Here is a 23,888-nt window from a genome sequence, read left to right as displayed (position 1 = left end):
TAGTGCGCTTGTAGAGTCCCATGAAAATTATTTTTAGTCTGCAAACCAAAAATAAGGGATTCTCAAGCTTCTTTAAAACTTAAACTTTCGGATAGTTGTGATTCGCTGTAAATTGTTAGTTCGACATCTCTTTTGCTATATTCTAAAACAATAATTTTGTTATTTTTTTTCCATTTTTGTTCAGTACTATTTTTGTCCGTTTGCAAGTCGTTAGGTTCTCCTAATTTGCCTTTGAGGTAATCTGAAATCCAATCAAATTTTTGTTTGTAAAGTGTTTCTTCCATTTCGCTATTGTTCATTGAAGCAACAACATCTTTAATACTTTGATTTTTGTTTCTGTTTTTTCCCCATTCAAATTTCACTAACTCTATTTTCTTTTCGTCTTTTGAATAGTAATATATTGTTAATAGCCTTAATTCTTTACTCTCAATTTTTCTATAAATTCTTGGCGTATTAACATCTCGACCATCAAGTCGATAAGTTGAAATTTTATGTTTTTGGGTAATATCCGTTGCATTTATCTCTTGCTCAACTTTGTCTATTTGGTTTAAAGTCAATGAGCTAAAATTTGAATAATAATTATCAAAAGTATTTTCAACCCATTCATTCATTTCATTTTCGCCAAATACTGGTTCTTTATAAATATTGTTGAATTGGGTGACTTTAAAATCATTTTTGTTAATTTCTATAATTCCGTAAACAGAATCCTTGTCTGTTCGGAATTGAACAGATTGAAAGTTGTTATTTTGAATTGGGTTTCTTGTATCGTAATTCCATTGAAAAGGTCTGATTATATATTTAAATTCGTAAAATGGAACTAACGTTTTGTTTTCTATTGTTCCAATTTTGGTTGAAATACTGTCTTTGTACAAATGGTAGAGTTTCTCGTTTGAAATGAATGATGTTGCTATTGAGAAAGTTGGGTTGAAATAGTCATTATCTTTGTATTCAAATATTACTTCCGCTCCATTTGTAGAATAATTCCCTTCTCTTCGATAACTATTTTCAAGGTCAGCAACAGCTTTTTTATAATCGTAGGGCTCCTTACTTTCATCCAACTCTGTTGGGTCTTTAATTTTCAAAACGGATATACCTGTTGTTAGATAATAATGGTTATTTAACTTATTGATTACTGGCGATGTTGCGCCAATTTCATATTGTTTACCCGTTTGTTTGTCTTTGAACCAAGTTACGCCACCCCATTCTCCAAAATCGAGAGAATAAACAGAATAGTCTTTATCATCGTAATATAAATCAATTCCTTTTTTTGTTTCTATCCAAGTGTTATTTGTTTGGTCAAGATAAAAAGAGTTGTGGTCATAATATTCCGTTGTAAATATTGTATCGTTCTTGATGTACAAATCGTAATAAAAGGTTTGAAGTTTTTTTGGAACATCAATTTGAGATTTTATTTTACCGTCTTTATCGAGAATGTAAAATTGATGATTAGAACCTGAACTAAATTTGTCATTGTCAGTTTTAAAGTAACAATAAAAATTATCGTTGTATTTCAGCCAAGGTCCTGGACTTCCAGGAATATTAATTTCAACATTTTTGATATTCACATTCAGTTCTTGAGGTTGGCAAGAAGCTGTTATAAATGTCAAAATTATTATGTGAATTACGGTTTTCATAAATTGGGTACAACGTTAGGTCGCTTGGCGAGGTTGCGAACATCGTAACCGTATATTTTCTGTTAAAGATAAAATTTCTTGCGAGACGTAAACGTGAATAAACCACAAAATTCGCAATCTTGCCAAACGGCTGTTAGCGGATAGCCACTTTTACATTTTCATTTTGTTGTTTAATAATTTCATTGCTCTTTGTCAATTTAGTATATGTTGCAAAAAAAATAATACTTGTGACAATAATAATTTTAATTAAAAATGCTAATCTGTCTTTTTTAATGTTTCTTATAAAAGATAGCTTAAAAAGTTCAAATGAAAATGAGTTAATAATTGTTTTTTCATCTGATTTTAGAGTTTTAATAAATTTCGAAAATGAATAATTTAGACTATCTTTTTCATTGTTTATTTTAAATATTGAAAGTATTTTGTTTCCATATTTGTTTTTAGGGAAATAAATTTTTATCATTTCAACTTCTTCATCAACTTCTTGAATTGATTTTGAAGGATTTTGAATTGGATTTATTATTGAAACTAAGACAGATACTGAAATTATTATTAATATACCAAGTATTGATAATAATATAATTGTTGTTGTATCATACTTATTAAAATTTGTAATTATTATGTCTATTTTTTCAAAAATAGCTACAATAAAACCTGCAATAACTGTTATAGAAATTGTCGCTTTAGTTTCAATATATTTTATTGTTTCTTGACATTCAGAAATTAGAAATTGGATTGAAAGTAATTTGTTTTCATTTTCCATAGTTATCCGATTTTATATCCTTTAAAGTGCAAATCTCTTAAAGTTATTTCGTTAAATTTTAGCTTGCCATCATCACTTTTTGGCCAAAACATTTTTAATCTTTCATCTAAACGAATTTCATTATATCCATTTGATAATTTTGTAGCTCTATATACGCATTCTCCAATTGCTTTTGGATGTAAATCATCATTGTTACCAATTAAAGTTACAATAGTTTTACTGTAAGCTAAACCAATTCCAATTTTTAATGCTGGTAAATTATATCTTTCATTCAATATTGGATTAATGATTAATTCAATATATTTTAATAAATCTTTTGCTGCATTATGCGCTTTATGAACATCTATGTTTTTCTCGGCTCTGAAAAGTGCTAAAAAACCATCACCTAGAAATTCTGTAATTCCACCATTATATTTGTTAATTATTTCAATACCACAAGTGTTTAAAGCAGTAGTTTCATAATACACTCTTTCTAATTGCGAAACTTTAGCAGTTTTTGCACTTATGCTTTCGGTCAAATGTTTTGTTGAATCTCTTATGTCGACAACAAAAGCAATAAATTCTCCAACTTCTCCAATTCCTTTTTTAATAAGTTTGAAACCTGGAATTTTTGATGGTTTTACACTTTCATCAATTCTTGAAAAGACCACAGATTTTTCAAACATTTCATCTCTAACGTCATTAAAAATTTTTTCAGCAATTTCTAATTCGGTTATGATTTTATTTTTCAATTCTAATTCTGAAGTTGTCATTTTCTACGATTTTTTCTGTGGTTTCCGCTAACGTTGTTGTATATGGTTTGTTGCGTGTTTTAAGCAACTAATTTACTAAACAAAAACGAACGCGAGAAAATTCCGAAGGAATTTTCCAAATAAGCACATGCCAAAGCAATTAATTATACACGTTATTGGCATTAGTATTTACTGGAATAGTTTGAATATTTCGGCTTGTTTTGCTCCTTTGACTTCTATGCAATTTGCTCCGTCTCGATGATATAAATTATCATTATAGTAAACTGGTTCAGAACTAGCTCTAACCTCTATCATTAAAATCGTCATTCCGTGATAAGTTATAGGCGTAATTGACTTGGATATTCGCGTTTTCAAATCATTAGGCAGCGTGCTATCTGAAATTTTCTTTGTTATAAATGTTATATAATCATCTAAACTTACTCCTTTTAATTTTGCCTCTCTTTCTAATCCAACTACTCCAAAACCATTGTATCTCGGAACATTCTTTAATCCATCCAGTTTTTCTACTTGCAACGTATCAGATTCTTCATCTGTGACTCCAATAAATAAATAGCCTGTTTTTTCCTTACCTAAATTTGCAAGGGCTGCAATATTTTTTAGAATTTTGTTTTCAAATACTGATTCTTCGAATTTCCTTCCTTTAGGATTCAGAGAATAAAGTCCTTGTTTAAAGTCATATACAGCACTTTCAACTTTTGAACGCATTAAGTAGACTTGAAAATCCACGGTATAAGTCGAAGCGCTACGAAAGGTTGTTGCAGATTTTTTGAAATAATCTATAATTAATGCCTTACAAATTTTTATATTCTCTTGCCTTCCAGAACTTGATGTATAATTACCTTTGCCTTTTGGCAGTTTTTTGTGCAAATTGTCTATTGCTTTTTTAATGTTAGGGTAATCAAAGGGATTCATATTTTGATTAATCATTAAATCATAAAAAGACATAAAAAGCGTATAAAAGGCTTCCTTAACAGGATTACTACCAGCCGAGGGGTTAAGTAAATTTTTAAGTCGAGCACCTCCAATTTGATGGTCGGCAAAATTTAACAATTCTGAAATTACCAACTTAATATCTTTACTGATATTGTCAAATCCGATTGCATTTAATTTTAGTTCAATTTCATTAGATTTATCTTTTTCGCCAATTCCGTAATAATTGTCAAATTCTTTCTTGTTTGCAGGAAATGGAGTTCCAAGTAAAATTGATAATAGTAGGTCTGCAATAAATTGTTCATCCTCGCTCTCTCGAAGGTCAGAAACTCTTAAAACTCCGTGTTTGCACCAAAATGTATTTTCAGCTGAAATACCATAGCCAACTGAAGATTGTTTGGAATCAATACTAATTTCTGGCATTTCTGATAACAGTAAAATATCTTTCGATGCATCTCCTCGTATTTCAGAGGCTAAAGTCCTAACTAAAGATGAGAATTTCGTGGTATTACCAGCTTGCCGAACTTCCTGCGGAGATAAATGCCTACCACTTGCATTAATGCGGCGAAATGTCTCATTAATATCTTCATAACTATTGGATTTAAAAATTGTTGCAGGAAAGGGGTAAGAAATAAATGATGAAACTTCATCTTGCGTAATAAATTCTCCCGTAGTATTACTCTTGAAAACTAATTTATCGGCTTGTGATTGAGCAAATGTGTAGTCTTTTACATTAAAAAACACTTCTTTGTCATTCCTAATTATTGGAAATTGATTTTCGATGAAACCAAAAAAAGCATTAAGCCGTTGCATTCCATCTATTATCTCAAATTTACCATCTTCAATTGAAGCTAATAAAATTAATGGCACTGGATATTTAGAGAGTATTGAATCAATTAGTTTTTGTTTTTCGCTTATTGTCCAAACTAATTTTCTTTGGTACCTTCTATTTACTAAAAGCATATTTTTACGATGTAATTCATATGCTTCCATTATCGTCATTCCTCTTGGTGATTGAATCATATTTGTTATAAGTTATCAGTTTGATTGATATTAATGCCAACACTTCTATAAACGCAACCAATTGCGCCTATACCTCAATTGCGTCTATATTTTATATTCACATCAAACTTATTCTTTTTAACCATATTATCCTACACAAATCGATAGGAATCTAAGTGTTTATTCAACTCAGAACAAACGAATGTTTTGTAAAGCCTAATTAATTACGTTATAAGCAAAACATACACCAAAAGGATATGCAATAAAAATAAGCGCTTAGAAGCAAAGTAAGCGCGATAGCTTTTAAATATATAAAAAACAATTTAACAACAGTACTCGCTACTTTAATAATCATTAAGTAATGTATTTTTTATCGGTTAAGCTTTTTACAGTATTTTGAAATTACTTTTCCTGATTATGTTGAGATGTTATGCATATATAAAGCATTACCCCATTAAAAATAAAGGATATACCATTCGTGATAATAATAGGCCAATCCTTTTTAAGAACACCATAAACCGTCCAAAGCCCCACACCCAAACACAAAATTAAAAACATAAACGGACTAACATCTGCTACTTTTTTAGTTTTTAAAGCCTTAATAATTTGGGGCAATACCGCTACAGTTGTAAATATACCGGCTAAAACTCCAATGGTATCCACTAGTGCCATATTATCATGATTATAGGTGTTTATAATGCAAACAGTTACTATCTTTTAAATTTATAATACTCTAAATAAGGATGTGGTTTATTCTCTAGACTACTTGCAATAGCATCCATTCCCATAACACTGTAGGTAATACCGTTACCTCCGAATCCTAAAATATAATGTTCGTTTTTATCCAAATCGGGACGGCCCATATAGGGTAAGCCGTCCTTGGTTTCGCCAAAAGTACCTGCCCAAGAATAATCCAAATGAAAAGGAATGTCTGGAAAGTATGATGCAAATGCTTTAACAAGTTGCTTTTCTTTTTTAGGAAGCAAAGCATCTCTTTTTTTGGCATTTTTAAAATCTTCATCACCACCTCCCATAATAATCCGTCCATCTGCTGTAGATCTAAAATAATGGTATGGAGAGGACGTGTTCCAGTAAATGTGGTTTTTAAAGGGTTTTGGTAATTCCGCAAAAGCTTCGGATGCCAAGGCATACGTGCTTTTTAAGTCTACAACAGTTTCTTTTAGCCGTTCGGTACTTTCATATCCCGTACAATTAATAATATGCTTAGCATGAATAACAGTGCCATGATTGGTCGTAACTTTGATATTCTCTTTATTGAACTCGATATGGTCGGCACTAGTACGATCAAAAACCTGCAACCCTTTTTCTGAAGAAAATGCCAAAAGATCTTGTGCAAATTTATAAGCATCCATAACGGCTCCAGAGGAAGACTCAATAGCTGCATAGGCCTTTAGCCCTAAAATATTTAAACTTTTGGAATCCAACCATGCTACTTTAAAACCATGCGCTTTTCTAATGTTATATTCTTTTAATAAAAAATCTTTATCTTTTTTAGAAGTACAGAAATAAATGCTTTTTTTATTGTTAAACTGACAATTTGATTTGATTTCAGTACTTATTTTCTTTAACTTATCGATTGCCTTCTCGCAGTTTTGATAACTGGACACAGCACATGTAAGACCACGTTTTTCAATTAAAAGATGTAACGGAACATCTATTTCATATTGCAACATAGAGGTACTGGCCGCAGTACTACCGTGGCAAACATCGCGTTTATCGATTAAAATAGTTTGTCTTCCCTCTTTCAACATTTGATAGCCCATTAATGCGCCTGTTATTCCTCCTCCAATTATTAAAACATCGGTATCTAACGATACTCTTAAAGCAGAATAACTTTCTGCTAAGGCATTTTTAACAAGCCAAAATGGTTTATTTGAACGTATATCCATCACCTAAACGTTTAGCTTACTAACTTTATATTCAATTTTAAAATAAATCTTTGGACGATACATGGTTTCTTGTTTTTTGATTATTAATTTTGAAATTAATTAATGATACCCCCATGTTTTAGCTTTCAAAAAATTATAATTAACTCAAAAGCGTAATTCCGATTTTAAATTAAAACCATTTAGTATGTTTAAAATTCCATATCTTATATTTGTTCTGATAAGCTATACTATGACGGCACAACATATAATTCCTGAAATAATTAAAGAAGAAACAGAAAAAGCATTGTCCTATTATCCTTCTTTAAAAGACACGTATATAGAATTCAAGTTCAAAAAAAACATAAAAAAATCGACCATGCAGGCCCAACCAAAGTTCGGTAGTTTTTTTAGAAGTAAAAAAAACAGAAAATATGTAATTTTAATTAGTGAAGTTTTTAAAATAGCGGATAAGAAATTTTTAACAACGCATATTCAACCAGATGTTTTAATAGGATGGATTGGCCATGAGTTGGGACATATTATGGATTATCAAAATAGAAGTACCCTGAATTTAATATGGTTTGGTTTAAAATATTTGTTTTCTGAAAACCATATTGTTGAGGCAGAACGTGCCGCAGATACCTATGCTGTAAATCATGGTATGGAAACCTATATTCTTGAAACTAAAAACTTTATTTTAAATCACGCTGATATTACATTATCGTATAAAGAGCGTATTATAAAATATTATTTATCTCCAGAAGAAATTATGGATTTGGTTAATAAACGTAATGAAGACCTCAAAGCGGATTAGGGTTTTTCGATAAAAGTTTCCCAAATTTTAAAGCGTTCCTCGTTCATCACACGTTCCATTTTTACCTGTCCGCCTTTTTTCTTATTACTCTCGCTCCAGTCGTGAAATTTCTCAGGAGCGATAAGCTTTACTTTTACGCCTTTTAATGCCTTACTTCGGGCTACTTTATAATTTTTATTGGCTGTTTTCAAATAGGCATCTAAAGCCTCTGCCACTTCCATATGGCCTAATGTTAAGTTTTTAGAACCTATATACCAAAAGTGATAAAATTCGCCATCTTCTGCGCGTTTGGCACAAATGGTATATTCTGGAATTTTTGTCGAAAATTTTTCTTCTAAATGCTGCATCGCATCGTCCATTTTATTGACCGATAACTGCGAGCCTACGGTATTTAAGAAAAATTTGGTGCGTCCAGTAATTTTAATTTCTGCCTTATTCACATCTGTAAATTCGATAGTATCTCCAATTACATAACGCCACGCACCACTTACTGTACTAATAAGCAGAACATAATCTTGATTTAACTCAACCTGATCTAAAGTTACAATAGGCGCCGCTTGATCTAAAGAACCATCATTTTTAATATACTCTGGTTTAAAAGGCACAAACTCAAAGTAAATCCCGTTTTCAGTGTTTAGTTGCATGGCATCTGTTTCTGGACGTATTTGAGTGGCAATATATCCTTCTGAGGCTAAATATGTATCAATAACAGTAACAGGCTTTCCCATTAAAGCATTAAAACTTTTTTCATAAGGACTGAAAGCCACACCACCAGAAGTATATACTTGTAAGTTAGGCCAAATGTCATGGATGGTATTTAAATTGTGATGAGAGATTACGCTTTGAAGCATCAGTTCAATCCAAGATGGGATACCACTTAACGCTCCAATATCCCACGATTCGGCACGTTCTGCAATTTGTTGCACTCTCGCGTCCCAATCGTCTATTTTAGCTATATCTTCACCAGGCTTATAATAGCCCTTAAACCAAAAAGGAATGTTATGGGCACTTATACCACTAATTTCTCCTTCCATAAATTCGTGGTGTTTTTCTAAATCGGTAGAACTGCCCAACATCATAATTTCTTTCTCAAAAAAATCGGCCGGTAAGTCGAAGTTATTTAAAGCAAAAACCTGCTTAATTCCCGATTGTCGAATCGCTTCTATCATAGCATCTGTTACGGGAATGCGTTTACTGCTTTTTCCTGTAGTACCAGAACTCAATGCGAAATAAGACGGTTTTCCTGGCCAAGTAATATCTGCTTCACCATCTACAACTTTATGCCACCATTCTGTACTTATTTTATTGTAATCAAAATAGGGTACCGTATCGGCAAAGGCTTTTTTAATATTTTCAGATGCTAAAATAGCTTCAAATTGATAATGCTTACCAAACTGCGTGTCCTTTGCTTGAGTTAACAACGCTTTAAGCATTTTTTCCTGTGCCTCTATATGATTGATTTCAGAAGAAAGCGCATCCTTTAGCTGAATAACGCCTTTAATTATGTTACCTATAATGGCCATACCTATTTTGTTTTTTCAAATTTCAATAATTACTGAAACTATTATTGCTATTATTGCTTTTAATATTAGCCCAATAACCTAAAAAAACAAGGGTAAAAATAAGACGATATAAATGCTGTTAGAGGCGCCTAAATTTGGCTAAAGTATCTTTATATATAGCTTCATATTGAGGTACAATTTTATGAAGATCGAATTTTAAAGCTTCTTTCCTTGCGTTTATTTTGAACTGTGCTAAACGATTTTCATCACTTAAAATATAAAGGGCATTTTTGCTCATATCCTCTACATCCCCAACATCGCTTAAAAATCCAGAAACCCCTTGAACATTCACTTCTGGAATGCCCCCTGTATTACTTGAAATAACGGGAACGCTTGAAGCCATAGCTTCCAGAGCTGCTAATCCAAAACTTTCAGTCTCTGATGGCAATAAGAACAAGTCGCTAAAACAGAGAATTTTATTTATCTCATTACTTTTACCAAAGAAAATAACCTTATCTAAGATACCTAGTTCTTGACATTGGGTCTCTACTTTCTCACGCTCGGGACCAACACCAACAAGCATCAGTTTTGCATGGATCTCTTTTTGAATATTATTAAAAACAGAAACAACATCTTGTACCCGTTTAACGGGCCTTAAATTACTGATGTGCGTAATTATTTTTTCGTCTTCTTTAGCCATCTTTACTCGTTGGCACTCTGTAAAATCATGTTTAAATTTATCTAAATCGATAAAATTAGGAATTACGTTTATAGTATTATTTATATTAAATAAACGTATGGTATCATCTTTTAAGCTTTGTGAAACCGCTGTAACGGCATCTGAATTGTTAATACTAAAAGTTACGGCAGGTTTATAATGCGGATGGTTGCCAACAAGCGTAATATCGGTACCGTGCAAGGTCGTTACAATGGGAATATAAATATTCTGTTCTTCGAGCATTTTTTTGGCCATATAAGCTGCATAAGCATGTGGTATGGCATAGTGTACATGTAAAAGCTCTATATCATAGAGTTTTACCATATCCACCAACTTACTAGATAAAGCAAGTTCGTAAGGTTGATAATGAAAAAGCGGATATTCTGGGACATTTACCTCATGATAATGTATCTTATTGTTAAACAACTCCAAGCGTACGGGCTGTTTATAAGTAATAAAATGGATTTCATGTCCTCTTTTGGAGAGTTCTAAACCTAATTCTGTGGCTACAACACCACTGCCTCCAAAGGTTGGATAACAAACTATACCTATTTTCATGCGTTAAGTTTCGTTATTCCCATCCGTATCGATAGATATTAAATGGGAATCTCATTTTAAATTAATATATCAAATTAATACTATAGGGTTTTAATTCTATAGGGTTTATATTAAGCCTTTTAGAATCTAAAAACAATGCCTCTTTTTTATCATCTAAAATACTTTAATCTATAATCGCTTCATAAATAAAACGTTGTATATCTGTTCTAATATTTGCTTTTAGCAAAAGATTTTTAGTATCATTAGGATACGTTCTATTAGCTAAAAATACATACACAATTTCCTCCTCTGGGTCTGCCCAAGCATAAGTACCTGTAAAACCCGAATGTCCAAAACTACTTAAAGAAACACATCCACATGTTGGTCCCGAACCCGACAATTGTGGTTTATCGAAACCTACACCTCTTCTATTTCCATTCTCGCAAAAATAACAAGTGTTAAATTTATCTACTGTTTCTGGTTTTAAAAACTGTTTTCCTCCATAAAACCCCTTTTGCAAATACATTTGCATGATTTTGGCAACATCGTTGGCATTACTGAATATACCAGCATGGCCACCAACGCCATTTTGCATAGCAGCGCCCATATCATGAACATAACCTTGAACCTTTTGAAATCTATAATAATTATCTTCTTCGGTTGGTACAATGTCTTTATTGCTCAACTTATGATAAGGATTGTACATCGTGTAATTGGCGCCTAAAGGTTTATAAAAATATTCATCTACAAGGTTATCCAAGGTTTGGTCGTAATAGGTTTCAATAAATTTCTTTAAAATATAATATGGCAAATCACTATACCTATACTGCTGCCTATCCAGCAAATCTGTTTTAAGGATTACAGATTGTATACTGTCCTGATACCCACTGCGTAAAAACAAATTATGGGTAACTTCTATATTAAAATCCCTGCTGCGTTCCGTTCTATAATATTTTTCACTAGGCCGTTTTGTTTTAGGATCTAAAGTAGCATAGTAAAAGGGAATCCAAGGTTTTAACCTAGCGTAATGCGACAGCATTTTTAAAATGGTCATATCCTTTTTATTGGAATTTTTATATTCAGGCATTAATTGGGACATTTTACTTTGCAGATCAACAGCCCCCTCTTCTTCCATTTTCATGATAAGCGGTAGTGTTGCCAATATCTTTGTTAAAGAAGCCACGTCATAAACATCCTTAAACTCTACTTTTTCATCACCTTCATAAGTATGCTTACCAAAACTCTTGTTGTAGATAACGGCCCCTCTTCTCGCAATTACTACTTGTAGGCCTGGGGTCATCATGCCACTTACCGCTACCTGCGCTAATGAATCCACTTTTTTTAATTTCAAAGAACTCATGCCAAATCGTTCTGGAACACTATAACGCAAACGCTTAATAGCATCATTTCTAATCCCATAACCAGAATCGAAAAAAGCCCCTATGGAAACAGGTAAAACGCCTTTTGAAGGAATAGCACCAAATATAAGCTGGGCAGATTTTTGTTGGGCTATTTTACTGTTTTGATAACTGATTACAACACCCTCAATATCCGTCAAATAATCAAAATCCAAGAGAGCATAAGGCTTAACAAAAAGGTCTAAAATAACCCGATTTGTTTTTGCAATCTCATTGATCCAACTGATTTCTTTTTTAGAAAAACTAGGGTCTTTCCATGGATTATCATTAGAACGGTGAAATCCAATAATAACAGTATTATACGCTTGTAATTGATTTAACAATCCACTTAGAGAATCGGATTGTATGTGATGTATTTGCGTATACTTTTGAAGCTCTTCCAAAAAAACAGATCCATCATCATCCCCCATCTTTACATACGCAATGTTTCTTGAATTCAAATTTTCGAGAGGCAGTATACTCGTATCATTTTTAACCACAGTAATGGCATTTTCCATCAACTCCTCATACAGGATATCATCCTTTAATCGGTTTAGATCCTTCTTTAAGTTTGCTATTTCAATAGGTTTATAAAAGTTTAAACCCACTTTATATTTTGCTTTTAATATTTTTTTTACAGAATGCTGCAAACGCTCTTCTGAAATGCTACCATTATAGTATGCGTTCTTTATTTTTTCTACGCCTATAGATACGTTTTCAGACATGAGCATTACATCATTTCCAGCCATAAACGCTGCTAAATCAATATCGCCAGTTTCACTAAAATCAGATGCGCCTTTCATGGTGAGTGCATCTGTAAAAATAAGACCTTTAAATCCTAATCTTTCTTTTAAAATATCGGTAACAATATGTTTTGAAAGTGATGAAGGATAGCCAATACGCGGCTCTAAGCTGGGTACACTTAAATGCGCAACCATTACACTCGACAAGCCTTCTTTAATTAATTTCTTATAAGGATATAATTCTATGGAGTCTATCCGTTTTTCATTAAAAGCAATAGTAGGCAAGGTTTTATGGGAATCATCTTCCGTGTCGCCATGGCCTGGAAAATGTTTTGCACTTGCCAAAACCCCAACACTTTGCATGCCTTTCATAAACGCAGAAGCTTTTTCGGTAACGTTATCACGGTCTTCACCAAAAGAACGATTACCAATTATCGGGTTTTTAGGATTGGTGTTAATATCTACCACTGGGGCAAAGTTAAAATGGACTCCCAACCTTCTACAGTGTTCTCCCAAAAGCTTACCTGTTTCCTCTACGAGGCTATTGTTTTTTATGGCCCCCAAGGTCATGTTCCAAGGAAAAGCATAAGTAGAATCCAATCGCATGCTTAAGCCCCATTCGGCATCCATACCAACCAACATCGGTATTTTAGAAAGCGCTTGCAATTCATTATCCAATTTGGCCTGTCGTACCGGTCCTCCTAAAGAATAAATGATACCACCAATATGGTGCTCTTTTATTAATTGTATTATCTTCTTTTTAGATGCTTCGCTTTGATTGGACATCACCTGAACCATATATAGCTGTCCGATTTTTTCAGATAGGGACATGGCATCATATGTTTTATCGACCCATTGTTTTTGAGCCTCTTTATCAGCCGTTTGTAAAGGGTCGGTTGTGTTTTGACCAAATGATAGAAATACTGAAAAACACCAGCAGATTACAAAAAAAATATTGCGCATAGAAGAAATTAGTTAATAGGTATTGGTAGCCACTACAGATATAGTAATATACAGTAATAACCATGCCAAAATAACACTTTTAAGAAGAAGATTTAAAAACTTTAAGATAGATTTATAAAGAAGTATACTAATAAACCCAGCTTTAACTCTAGAATTTATTTCAACTTTAAAAAACTTCAAAATAGTGTCTGTTTTATGACCAACAGTATTTGTAGTAATCATATTACGATAACAGATTTACAACCTTAAAAAAAGATGAAACCCATATTAAGATAATATAAAAAGAGATTATTGCCCCTACATATTAAAACCATAGTGGAATGGCACTAAGTTGATTAAACCTATTAGTTTTATTAACTTAGTGCCAAGAAATGCCATCAAAATAGTATTTATTTAACAAAGCGACTGTGCCAGCTTTCACTAGCAGGTACTTCCCAGTTCTCTTTAAACTCTGCAATGTTATTTACCAGATTATTAAATACAATGGTATTTTTAGATACAGCCTTATCTTTAGCCATTTTTCTAAAATCTATAAGCGTTTTATAAGCTATAAAATCACCTTGTTTATAGGACACATTCATCTTATCTAATAAATCGACGTTATATTCTTTTTCTAATTGTTGTATAAAATGAACAGAAGCATCGATAGAACATCCTGTAGCTTTATTTACATTTTGATTTAATGCGATTATAATAAAGCGCTTATATTTAATGAGGTAACCCGATTGAAGATCACTACCATGAGCCGTCCAATTTTCAATAAAAACATTCAGTTTACCTTGAATTTCTTCAAGTTCTTCTTCGGTAAAAGAGCGATTGGCTTGATAAATCCAAACGCGGGATTCTTCTGGTAATGTATTAAAATCTACTAACATGTTTAATTTCTATTTATAAATTACAATTTCATGATACTTTAGCTATTATCTGTATCATAAAAAAACTATAGGTCCTGTGCATTGGCAATGAGTTCTGCTATATCCATAACAGCTACATCGCTTTCCTTATCTTTCGCCTTAACGCCATCTGTCATCATCGTATTGCAGAACGGACAACCTGCAGCAATAATTTCAGCTTTAACATCTAACGCTTCCTCGGTACGCTTCACATTAATCTCTTTATCCCCTTTTTCAGATTCCTTAAACATTTGCGCTCCTCCAGCCCCACAACACAATCCGTTGCGCTTACAGCTTTTCATTTCTATAAGTTCGGCCTCTAGCTTTTTAATAAGATCTCTAGGCGCTTGATAAACACCATTTGCACGTCCTAAAAAACAAGGATCATGGAAGGTTATACGCTTTCCTTTATATTTACCACCTTCAATAGACAATCGGCCTTCATCCAATAAAGATTTTAGAAATTGGGTGTGATGCATGACTTGATAGTGGCCACCTAATTCGGGGTACTCGTTTTTAATAGTATTGAAACAATGAGGGCAAGCCGTTACAATTTTTTTCACGTCGTAACCATTCAGAACTTCAATGTTGGTAGCAGCCTGCATTTGAAACAAAAATTCGTTTCCTGCCCGTTTTGCTGGGTCTCCAGTACAACTTTCTTCTGTACCCAATACGGCAAATTCTACATTAGCTTTGTTTAGTAACTTAACAAATGCCTTGGTTATTCTTTTTGCCCGATCATCAAAGCTTCCTGCACATCCCACCCAAAATAAGACCTCTGGCTGTTTGCCTTGTGCCATAAACTCTGCCATGGTTGGTACTTTAAGTAATTCGCTCATTTTTATATTGTAAATACCCACATATATATTGCGGGAAATTATTAGTTATTCATTTTTCCAATTCAATCTATCCATTTGGTTATATGGCCATGGCGCACCATTATTCTCAATATTGGTCATCATAGTATTTAACTCTGAAGGTGCTGCAGATTCTTCCATGACTAAAAAGCGACGCATTTCCAAGATAATGGAAAGCGGATCAATACTAATAGGACAAGCTTCTACACAAGCATTACAAGATGTACATGCCCATAGCTCTTCCCGTGAAATATAATCATCCAAAAGCTGCTTGCCATCTGGTTTAAATTCTCCTTTATTAGCGTCTATATTTCTACCAACCTCCTCTAAACGATCACGAGTATCCATCATGATTTTTCTTGGCGATAGTTTTTTACCCGTTATATTTGCAGGGCACTCACTGGTGCATCGTCCGCATTCTGTACAGGTGTAAGCATTAAGTAACTGTACCCAACTTAAATCTTGTACATCACTGGCCCCAAATTTAGAATGAAGTTCGGTTTCAGCGCCTTCTGCTGGTGCTGCAAAGGGGTCTATATTAGGATCCATCATCATTTTTACTTCTTTGGTAACCGCTTCTAAATTATTAAAATAGCCCTTAGGTTTTATTTTACCAAAATAGGTGTTTGGAAACGCTAATAAAATATGTAAATGCTTTGAAAAATATAAATAATTCAAAAACATTAAAATCCCTAAAATATGGGTCCACCACGCCGTTCTTTCAACTATGTGCAATGTGCTTTCTGATAATGATGAAAATAAAGGCGCTATATGTTGACTGATGATATTACCAGAATTTATGTTTTGAAAATGGGTGTCTGCAGCATTCATCACTAAAAACAGGAGCATCAATACCATTTCAATATAAAGGATATAATTGCCATCATTTTTGGGCCAAGAGCTCATTTCTGTATTCCAAAAACGTGTTATCTTTATCATATTTCTTCGTGTCCAGAATAGAACTACAGAAACAAATACTAAAACTGCTAATATTTCAAAAAGATTAATTAACACATAATAAGGCGTACCTAGTGACGAAAAAATACGATGGGTTCCGAAAAGACCATCGATAATGATTTCTAGAACTTCTATATTGATTATTATAAAGCCTAAATAAACAATAACATGTAAAAATCCCGCAACAGGGCGGCGCACCATTTTACTTTGTCCCAAAGCAATCATCGCCATATTTTTCCAGCGTTGCGCTTTATGATCGCTGACATCTACATCCAGACCTAATTTGATGTTTCGTATTAATTTTTTCACATTTCTAGCAAAAAAACCAATCCCGATTATAAGTGCTATAGCGAAGAGGATGTTAGGAATATAATTCATGTTACAGTGGGTTTATTCTTGCTCCAAAGCTTCATTTACTTCAGCGTCGTACTGTTTTGGTTTCTTTCCAAATACTGAAAAATGAACATAACGTTTTGGGTTTAACTTAAGGTCTTGTAGCAATTGTTCCAATTGATAGGAAGCGCCTTCCAAGTTATTGTACAACTCGTCATCTTTAAGAAGTTTGCCCATAGATCCCTTACCGTTTTCAAGGTCGTTAATTATATGGTCGAAATTTTGAAGTGTGCCTTCTAGATCTTTAATGACTTTACCTAAATCGGCTTCTGAAATGGAATTAGTGATATTAGATAAGTTAGAAAGTGATTTATCGGCATTACTAATAACCTGGCTTATTTTTTCTTGATTCCCTTCAATCATATGATTTAAGGAGTTTGATGTTTTCTCAAAAGACCCTATGGTAGCGTTTAATCCTGCAATACTGGCTCTTAAATCGTTTCTGGCTTTTTCATTAAAAACATTGTTAACGTTTATTAATAGAGAGTCTGCACTAACCATTACACTTTCAATTTTTTCTTGTAAAGGCGTCAATCTTTGGTTTAACAATTCGCTTAATCCTGCTTTGGATGAGCCTTCGAGAAAATCTTGATCTTTTGCTTCCTCTGCATTGTCGAATGCTGGAATAATAGCAATAGCCTTACCGCCTATCAAACCAGGCTCATATAGCTCTGCCTTACTGTTTTTAGAAAATTTAAAATCGCTGTCCACAAAAAGGGTTACCAATAATTTTCCCGAACCATCATTCTTAAATGAAATGTTTTTTACTTTACCAATGGGCTTTCCGCTTATAGTAACAGGCGTAGAGGCTACTAAGCCTTCTACATTATCATATTCAGTATAAAAAATCCGTGAGGAGCCTAGTATGTTTTGACCTTTTAAATAGTTAAAACCAAAAATAAACAATAAAATGCCTAAAATGACTAGTATTCCTGTTTTAACTTCTTTTGTTATTTTCAAAATTGATGATTTAGATTGAGACAAATTTAAACAAATTTAAAAAAGAACCCGTTTAATTAGTCGGAGTTTTTAATGCGTCTTCCAACGCTATTCTTTTGTTGTCTTTAAAAGCAACAATAAAACTTGAAGGATATCCTTTAGATTGGGCCGTTTTCTGTAAAGATTCTATTGTTTTGTAATTTGAGGTACTTCCGTAATAGTAGCGGTATAAACCGCCTTGTTTTTCAACTGAAATATCATCTAAACCTTTAAAGTTAAAGGGTTTTAATGCTACTTTTTTTGAGCTGGCCGCAATCTGCACTTTAAACGTAATGTCACTATAAATTTGGTCTGGTTGCTCAGGTTGGTCTGGTTGTTTTGGTATTTCTGAAGGCATGGAGCCAAATAACATATCATCACCTACATTTTGATCTACAAATTTTTTATAATCTAAAATCGCTTCTTTAATTGACGTGGCCATATCACTTTGTCCCTTTAACGAATTTAAGTATGCCCCTTCACTTTTATTGGTTAGAAAACCAACTTCCACCAATACACTAGGCATAACGGTTTGATGCAAAACAATCAACCCTGCCTGTTTTACATCTCGATTATGGCGTTTAAGCTTATTTGTAAAGTTACCTTGAATTAAACTGGCCAACAATATACTTTGCTCTAAATACTCCTCTTGACCAATTAAAATACTAATAACAGACTCTGGAGAATTGGGGTTAAACCCCCCGTATTTCGTTTCATGATCATCTTCAAGAAAGATAACACTGTTTTCCTTTTTGGCGACTTCGAAATTGGTTTGGTTTCTGTGAACCCCCAAAACAAAAGTCTCAGTTCCATATGCCTGAGAGTGATGAGCGTTGCAATGTACAGAGACAAATAAATTGGCTTTTGCTTTGTTGGCAATCCTTCCTCTTTCGAATAAATCTACAAAAACATCCTTTTTACGCGTATAAACCACCTCAATATTGGGGTATTTCTCAAGCGCTTCACCTATTTTAAGCACTATGTTTAAAGCAATATCTTTCTCTTTATATCCGTTACCCAAGTTACCAGGGTCATGCCCACCGTGTCCAGCGTCTAACACCACCACAAATTTTTCCGTACGCTTAGGTGCATCATCAATGGTAGCGAACGAAGCGCATGTTAAGAGAATAGTTAAAGATACGAAAAGTAATATGTTGTTCGTTTGCATAAATTGTTAACGAGTAAGATTTATAGTTTATTACCTAAACCTGCTGAGTTTAAGTTTAATTTTAAATTTTTGAACGAATAGTAAATAATCACAAAAAAATATATGTAATTTTGACTTTTCAAAAATCGAGCCATACTTTTACAAAAATACATTTAAAAGCGTTGCGTACAAACATCTTTCACCTACTTTTTACACTAAGTTTTACATTGTTTATAAACATGTATAGCTCGGCTCAAGACACCAATAAAAGGAGTAAAAGCTTAGCGGCTCCAACACAGGACACAACACTTGTAAAAACAGACAGCCTTAAGGTTCACTCTACAGAGCTAACCGAAAAAAAGCAAGATTCTACCCTAGTAGATTCTATTACACCCAAAAAGGAACTTTTGGAAAATATTGTCGTTTATAAGGCTACAGATTATACCACTTTTAATAAAAAGCTTCAAACGCTATATTTATACAATGAGGCAGACATTACCTATGGCGATATAAATATAAAAGCAGGAACCATTACCATTAATTATAGTAAAAATGAGGTTTACGCCAAAGGGATTTTAGACTCTTTGGGGGAATACACACAAGCTCCCGTTTTTACTCAAGGGCAACAAGTTGTTGAGCCAGATTCTATTCTCTTTAATACAGAAAGCAAAAAAGCTCTTATTTTCAACTCGATTACACAACAAGGCGAGGGCAATGTTATCGCCTCGATTACAAAAAAAGAAAATGATTCCGTTTATTTTATCAAGAATGCAAAATATACCACCGCAGAAAATCTTGAAGATCCTGAATATTATATAAAATTAAGAAAAGCGAAGGTTGTTCCTGGTAAAAAAATAGTTACAGGCCTGGCCAATTTATTTATTTACGATGTACCCACTCCACTTGGCGTCCCTTTTGGTTTTTTTCCACAATCTGAAACCCATACGTCTGGAGTATTATTGCCTAGTTTTGGAGAACAGAATGATCGGGGGTATTTTTTACAAAATGGAGGGTATTATTTTGCTATTAGCGACCATGTCGATTTAGCTGTTTTAGGCGATTATTACACCAATGGCAGTTACGGATTACGTACAGAAAGTAGCTATGTTAAACGATATAAGTTTAGAGGCAATATGTCTTTTAGGTATGAAAACCTAATTAATAGTGAGCGTGGTTTTCCCGATTACTCGAAGTCTACAGTTTATAATATTAGATGGTCGCATAGTAAAGATGGGAAATCGAGTCCTAATTCTAGGTTCTCGGCCTCGGTAAACTTAGGGAGTAGTAATTATTATCAAACCTCTACCAACCAAAGCAATAACGCCAATAGGTTAAACAACACCTTATCATCTTCTGTATCCTATTCAAAGAGTTTTCAAACAGAACCAGAGGTTAATGTAAGTCTTACGGCCACACATTCTCAAAACACCAATACACAACAGATTAACATGACCCTCCCTACCCTTCAAGCAAGTGTAGGAAGGGTGTATCCTTTCGCTCCTAAAACAGGCAGCAAAAAAGGGATCATCCAAAATATAAGTTTACAATACAGTACACGAGGGGAAAACAGAATCCAAACCACCGATTCTTTGTTTTTTAAAAGCGAAATGTTTGATGATGCCAAAGTTGGTATGCAACATAGCATCCCTATCAGTACCAATTTCAAGGTATTAAAGCATTTTAGTATTAGTGCTGGGGCTAGCTATAATGAGGTTTGGACCTTAAAGACCATTGAGAAATATTATGATGCCGTACAACAAGAAACCATTACGGAAGAGCTTAGCGGTTTTGATGCTTTTAGAACTTACAGTTTTAGTACGAGTTTAGGAACGACCGTGTATGGAACAAAAAGTTTTGAAAAAGAAGGCAAATCTCCAAAGATACAAGCCATTCGTCACGTGATGCGCCCCTCTATAAGCTATAATATCAATCCTGCATTCGATAAATACTATGATACCTACGAGGTGGTTAGTGCCGACGGTTTAACCACTAGCGACATAGAGTATACACGATTTGAAGGTGCTGTTTTTGGTAGTCCTGGAAAAACTTTTTCGAGTTCCATGGGCATCTCGCTTTCAAACAATTTAGAAGCGAAAGTAAGAGATAAGGATAGTACCGCTACAGAGCCTAAGAAAGTAAGCTTATTAAACAATTTAAACCTTTCAACCTCTTACAACTTTGCAGGCGATTCTTTACAATGGAGCCCTGTTAGAATGAGTGGTGGTACCCAGTTATTCAAAAATAAAATGAGTGTTAACTTTGGTGCGACCTTAGACCCTTATGCATTGGACAACAATAACAGAAAAATAGATAAATTCAACATTAACAATGGTGGCAGTTTATTTAGAATGACCAGTGCCAACTTAACAATGAGCTATTCTCTGGCCAGTAAGAGTGGAGATAAAAAAGACAAAAACGAAGATAAAGACCATTTAGATAACATTATGAGCGGGGGGCGTGATGATGATATGTTTGGGGAATCTCAAGATTTTTCAAACCCGAACCGTTATAAAGACAAAGATAAAAGCGAGGATATACCCAGTGAGTTTTATAACTTTAAAATTCCATGGAGCTTGCGTTTGGCCTATGCTGTAAATTACAACAATTCCCAACGGCAGAATGAAATCTCTTCGCACTCTTTAATGTTTTCTGGAGATATTGAGTTATCACCAAAATGGAGTTTTAGTGCCTCTTCTGGTTACGATTTTAAGAATCAAGGCTTTTCGTACACACAATTTTCCTTTGAACGCGATTTGTTAAGTTGGCGCATGAATTTTAGTTGGATCCCATTTGGAACGTATCAATCTTGGAACTTTTTTATAGGGATTAAATCCAGCATACTAAAAGACCTTAAATACGAAAAACGTTTACAGCCCGATAGGCAACTTTAAGGCATTATATTTTTAAAACAGTACATACCAAAAAACAGACTCCCGCATTTAAAGACCTATTCTTTTTACGCTTTTATAATCGCATCTTACATTCAATTTCTATTAGATTATAATACTTTGTAGTAAATTTGATAAAAATTTTAAACTTTTATTGATTATGAAAAAGATCATTCACACCACTAAGGCCCCTGCCCCTATTGGCCCCTATAGCCAAGCCATTTTAACAGGAAATATGCTTTATACATCTGGGCAAATAGCTATCAACCCTGATACCGGAGAACTTGTTTTAAGCACTATCCAAGAGGAAACCCACCAAGTTATGAAAAACATACAAGCAATACTTCAAGCCGCTGGCATGGCCTTTGATCATGTTATAAAAACATCCATCTTTATTAAAGATATGAATGATTTCTCTGAAATAAACACTGTTTATGGAAGTTATTTTAATGAACCTACTGCACCTGCAAGAGAAACCGTGCAAGTTGCTAGGTTGCCAAAAGATGTTAATGTAGAAATTAGTGTTATTGCTGTTTTATAAAGAATTTAATCCAAACTTTCTTTTGAAGCATACTTTAATAGCAAAGCCTTTAGTTTCTCAACTTCTATAGGTTTTGCTAAAAAATCGTCTATCCCTACCTGTTTAGCATTGGCAATATCTTCTTCAAAAGCACTTGCAGATACAGCAATGATAGGCACATTTTTCTCGGCATATTTTTTGCTTTGTTTTATCAGTTTTGCAGCTTCATAACCGGTCATTTCTGGCATATAGATATCCATAAACACCATATCAAAATCAAGAACATCAAACAACCTTACAGCTTCCAATCCGTTTTTTGCAAAAGTACAATCCGCACCTTGCTGTTCAAGTAAATATTTAATAACCTTTTGGTTCATTTGATTATCTTCTGCAACAAGCACATCAAATGTTTTGTCGTATTTATTAAGAGATAAATGTTTGGGTTCTGGTTGCTCTAATTTTAAATTCAATGTTTTTTTCAACTGTAAACTAAAGTAAAATATAGAACCTTCATTTTCTTTAGATTCTATTTTTAATTCACCACCCATCATTTTCACCAATTGATTTGCAATACCCAATCCAATACCAGCACCTCTATAATCTTGGGTGGTAAAAGATTTTCCAAAATTAAAAGCATCAAAAATTTTGTTTACTTCATTATTTCGCATCCCTACACCAGTATCTTTTACGTAAAATGTAACTATTTGATCTTCATCATGCGCAACAGTTTGATCTACAATTACAGATATTTTACCATTATTGGTAAACTTTATGGCATTGTTTATTAAGTTAATAAGCACCTGTTGAATACGTGTAATATCACCAAGCAATAAATATTTATAGTCTTCATTCGGTATAAATTTATACTCAAACTCCAGTCTTTTATCCCAAGCTTGATATTCAAAAACCTTAAAGAGCTTTGTTAAATCGCTGGCCAAATCCATCGCAGCTAAATTTAAAGCGACTCTACCGTCGTTTACTTTCGCGTTTTCAATAATTAAATTTACCAACTGCATTAAATGCTCTGAGCTATATTCTGCAATTTCTAATTGTACACGTTGATCGACATCTAGCTCACTTTCTTTCAACATATTAATCATGCCTATAACAGCAGTAAGCGGTGTACGAATTTCATGGCTCATATTTGCCAAGTAAACAGTTTTGTTTTCGGCATCTTCGTTAGATTTCTCTAAACTGATTTCCAGTTCCTTAACTTCATTTTTAATTTTCAGATTTAACGCTCTCAAATCCTTAACCAATCGATTGGCTAAAAAATTAATAAGAATAAAAAGAGCAATTAAAATTAAAAAAAACAGCGATACATTTATATAAGCGCTGGAAAGGTAGGTAGCGTCTCCCATCTTGTCTAAATAAATAAAACCAATAAACAATCCAGATACCATAAATATTATGGTACAGAACGATAAGATTAATCGTATTTTAAAAGATTTTATAGATTGCTGTGGAGACATATAAATATTAATAAAGTTGATTTAGATAAAAGCTATTATGTCTCTTTTACTTTAACCGATTTTTTTTAAAGAAAAAAGACATGTTTTAAAAGTTTTAAAATTACAAATAAATTGTGGATAGCACGTGATACAATCTAATATA

At 33.4% G+C, this 23,888-nt stretch carries 19 protein-coding genes; 3 read left to right on the top strand and 16 right to left on the bottom strand.

Features of this window, described 5'->3' with window-relative positions:
• Nucleotides 1–62: 62 nt before the first annotated feature.
• The 6 genes from ACFFU9_RS07560 to ACFFU9_RS07535 all read right to left on the bottom strand — a co-directional run bounded on the left by ACFFU9_RS07560 (nucleotide 63) and on the right by ACFFU9_RS07535 (nucleotide 6,988).
• Nucleotides 63–1,634: a hypothetical protein gene (locus ACFFU9_RS07560; protein ID WP_379860789.1), complete on the bottom strand. Its 1,572-nt coding sequence runs from the start codon at nucleotides 1,632–1,634 to the stop codon at nucleotides 63–65.
• 133 nt (nucleotides 1,635–1,767) lie between these two features.
• Nucleotides 1,768–2,394, bottom strand: a complete 627-nt coding sequence (locus tag ACFFU9_RS07555; protein WP_379860788.1) for a hypothetical protein — start codon at nucleotides 2,392–2,394, stop codon at nucleotides 1,768–1,770.
• A 2-nt stretch (nucleotides 2,395–2,396) separates the two neighbouring features.
• Nucleotides 2,397–3,146: a hypothetical protein gene (locus tag ACFFU9_RS07550; RefSeq protein WP_379860787.1), complete on the bottom strand. Its 750-nt coding sequence runs from the start codon at nucleotides 3,144–3,146 to the stop codon at nucleotides 2,397–2,399.
• A 168-nt stretch (nucleotides 3,147–3,314) separates the two neighbouring features.
• The gene (locus ACFFU9_RS07545; RefSeq protein ID WP_379860786.1) at nucleotides 3,315–5,099 is read right to left on the bottom strand and encodes a GmrSD restriction endonuclease domain-containing protein; all 1,785 of its coding nucleotides are present in this window, start codon (nucleotides 5,097–5,099) and stop codon (nucleotides 3,315–3,317) included.
• A 381-nt stretch (nucleotides 5,100–5,480) separates the two neighbouring features.
• Nucleotides 5,481–5,750 (bottom strand): SWEET family sugar transporter, encoded by a 270-nt coding sequence (locus ACFFU9_RS07540; RefSeq protein WP_379860785.1) that lies wholly within the window; start codon nucleotides 5,748–5,750, stop codon nucleotides 5,481–5,483.
• A 38-nt stretch (nucleotides 5,751–5,788) separates the two neighbouring features.
• Complete coding sequence (locus tag ACFFU9_RS07535; protein WP_379860784.1) at nucleotides 5,789–6,988, bottom strand: NAD(P)/FAD-dependent oxidoreductase; 1,200 nt, start codon at nucleotides 6,986–6,988, stop codon at nucleotides 5,789–5,791.
• A 184-nt stretch (nucleotides 6,989–7,172) separates the two neighbouring features.
• Between ACFFU9_RS07535 and ACFFU9_RS07530 the strand changes: the two genes are divergently transcribed.
• Nucleotides 7,173–7,781 carry a hypothetical protein gene (locus ACFFU9_RS07530; RefSeq protein ID WP_379860783.1) on the top strand — a complete coding sequence of 203 codons (609 nt, stop codon included), beginning with the start codon at nucleotides 7,173–7,175 and terminating at the stop codon, nucleotides 7,779–7,781.
• On the opposite strand, the gene ACFFU9_RS07525 is transcribed toward ACFFU9_RS07530, so the two are convergent.
• The 9 genes from ACFFU9_RS07525 to ACFFU9_RS07485 form a co-directional block, all read right to left on the bottom strand.
• Complete coding sequence (locus tag ACFFU9_RS07525) at nucleotides 7,778–9,304, bottom strand: GH3 family acyl-acid amido synthetase (RefSeq protein ID WP_379860782.1); 1,527 nt, start codon at nucleotides 9,302–9,304, stop codon at nucleotides 7,778–7,780. The two genes, ACFFU9_RS07530 and ACFFU9_RS07525, sit on opposite strands and share 4 nt — an antisense overlap.
• Nucleotides 9,305–9,422: 118 nt before the next feature.
• Nucleotides 9,423–10,559, bottom strand: a complete 1,137-nt coding sequence (gene bshA / locus ACFFU9_RS07520) for an N-acetyl-alpha-D-glucosaminyl L-malate synthase BshA (protein ID WP_379860781.1) — start codon at nucleotides 10,557–10,559, stop codon at nucleotides 9,423–9,425.
• A 163-nt stretch (nucleotides 10,560–10,722) separates the two neighbouring features.
• On the bottom strand, nucleotides 10,723–13,641 hold the full coding sequence (locus tag ACFFU9_RS07515) for a serine hydrolase domain-containing protein (RefSeq protein ID WP_379860780.1): 2,919 nt from the start codon (nucleotides 13,639–13,641) through the stop codon (nucleotides 10,723–10,725).
• A 12-nt stretch (nucleotides 13,642–13,653) separates the two neighbouring features.
• On the bottom strand, nucleotides 13,654–13,863 hold the full coding sequence (locus ACFFU9_RS07510; RefSeq protein WP_379860779.1) for a hypothetical protein: 210 nt from the start codon (nucleotides 13,861–13,863) through the stop codon (nucleotides 13,654–13,656).
• A gap of 167 nt (nucleotides 13,864–14,030) precedes the next feature.
• On the bottom strand, nucleotides 14,031–14,516 hold the full coding sequence (locus ACFFU9_RS07505) for an ABC transporter ATPase (RefSeq protein WP_379860778.1): 486 nt from the start codon (nucleotides 14,514–14,516) through the stop codon (nucleotides 14,031–14,033).
• Nucleotides 14,517–14,581: 65 nt separating this feature from the next.
• Nucleotides 14,582–15,373, bottom strand: a complete 792-nt coding sequence (locus ACFFU9_RS07500) for a (Fe-S)-binding protein (protein ID WP_379860777.1) — start codon at nucleotides 15,371–15,373, stop codon at nucleotides 14,582–14,584.
• A gap of 45 nt (nucleotides 15,374–15,418) precedes the next feature.
• Nucleotides 15,419–16,726: a 4Fe-4S dicluster domain-containing protein gene (locus ACFFU9_RS07495; protein WP_379860776.1), complete on the bottom strand. Its 1,308-nt coding sequence runs from the start codon at nucleotides 16,724–16,726 to the stop codon at nucleotides 15,419–15,421.
• Nucleotides 16,727–16,738: 12 nt separating this feature from the next.
• The gene (locus ACFFU9_RS07490; RefSeq protein WP_379860775.1) at nucleotides 16,739–17,701 is read right to left on the bottom strand and encodes an MlaD family protein; all 963 of its coding nucleotides are present in this window, start codon (nucleotides 17,699–17,701) and stop codon (nucleotides 16,739–16,741) included.
• 52 nt (nucleotides 17,702–17,753) lie between these two features.
• Entirely contained in the window at nucleotides 17,754–18,887 is a 1,134-nt protein-coding gene (locus tag ACFFU9_RS07485) for an N-acetylmuramoyl-L-alanine amidase family protein (RefSeq protein WP_379860774.1), read from the bottom strand.
• A 218-nt stretch (nucleotides 18,888–19,105) separates the two neighbouring features.
• Between ACFFU9_RS07485 and ACFFU9_RS07480 the strand changes: the two genes are divergently transcribed.
• Both ACFFU9_RS07480 and ACFFU9_RS07475 read left to right on the top strand, forming a co-directional pair.
• On the top strand, nucleotides 19,106–21,757 hold the full coding sequence (locus tag ACFFU9_RS07480) for a putative LPS assembly protein LptD (RefSeq protein ID WP_379860773.1): 2,652 nt from the start codon (nucleotides 19,106–19,108) through the stop codon (nucleotides 21,755–21,757).
• Nucleotides 21,758–21,914: 157 nt separating this feature from the next.
• Complete coding sequence (locus ACFFU9_RS07475) at nucleotides 21,915–22,295, top strand: RidA family protein (RefSeq protein WP_379860772.1); 381 nt, start codon at nucleotides 21,915–21,917, stop codon at nucleotides 22,293–22,295.
• A gap of 5 nt (nucleotides 22,296–22,300) precedes the next feature.
• Here ACFFU9_RS07475 and ACFFU9_RS07470 read toward each other — a convergent pair whose 3' ends face one another.
• A complete protein-coding gene (locus tag ACFFU9_RS07470; RefSeq protein ID WP_379860771.1) occupies nucleotides 22,301–23,746 on the bottom strand; it encodes a response regulator in 1,446 nt (481 codons plus the stop codon).
• Between the last annotated feature and the right edge of the window lie 142 nt (nucleotides 23,747–23,888).

This window comes from Mariniflexile ostreae, from assembly GCF_042427585.1.
GTDB classification, from domain to species: domain Bacteria; phylum Bacteroidota; class Bacteroidia; order Flavobacteriales; family Flavobacteriaceae; genus Pseudalgibacter; species Pseudalgibacter ostreae.
This window is presented reverse-complemented; position numbering and strand designations above follow the sequence as displayed.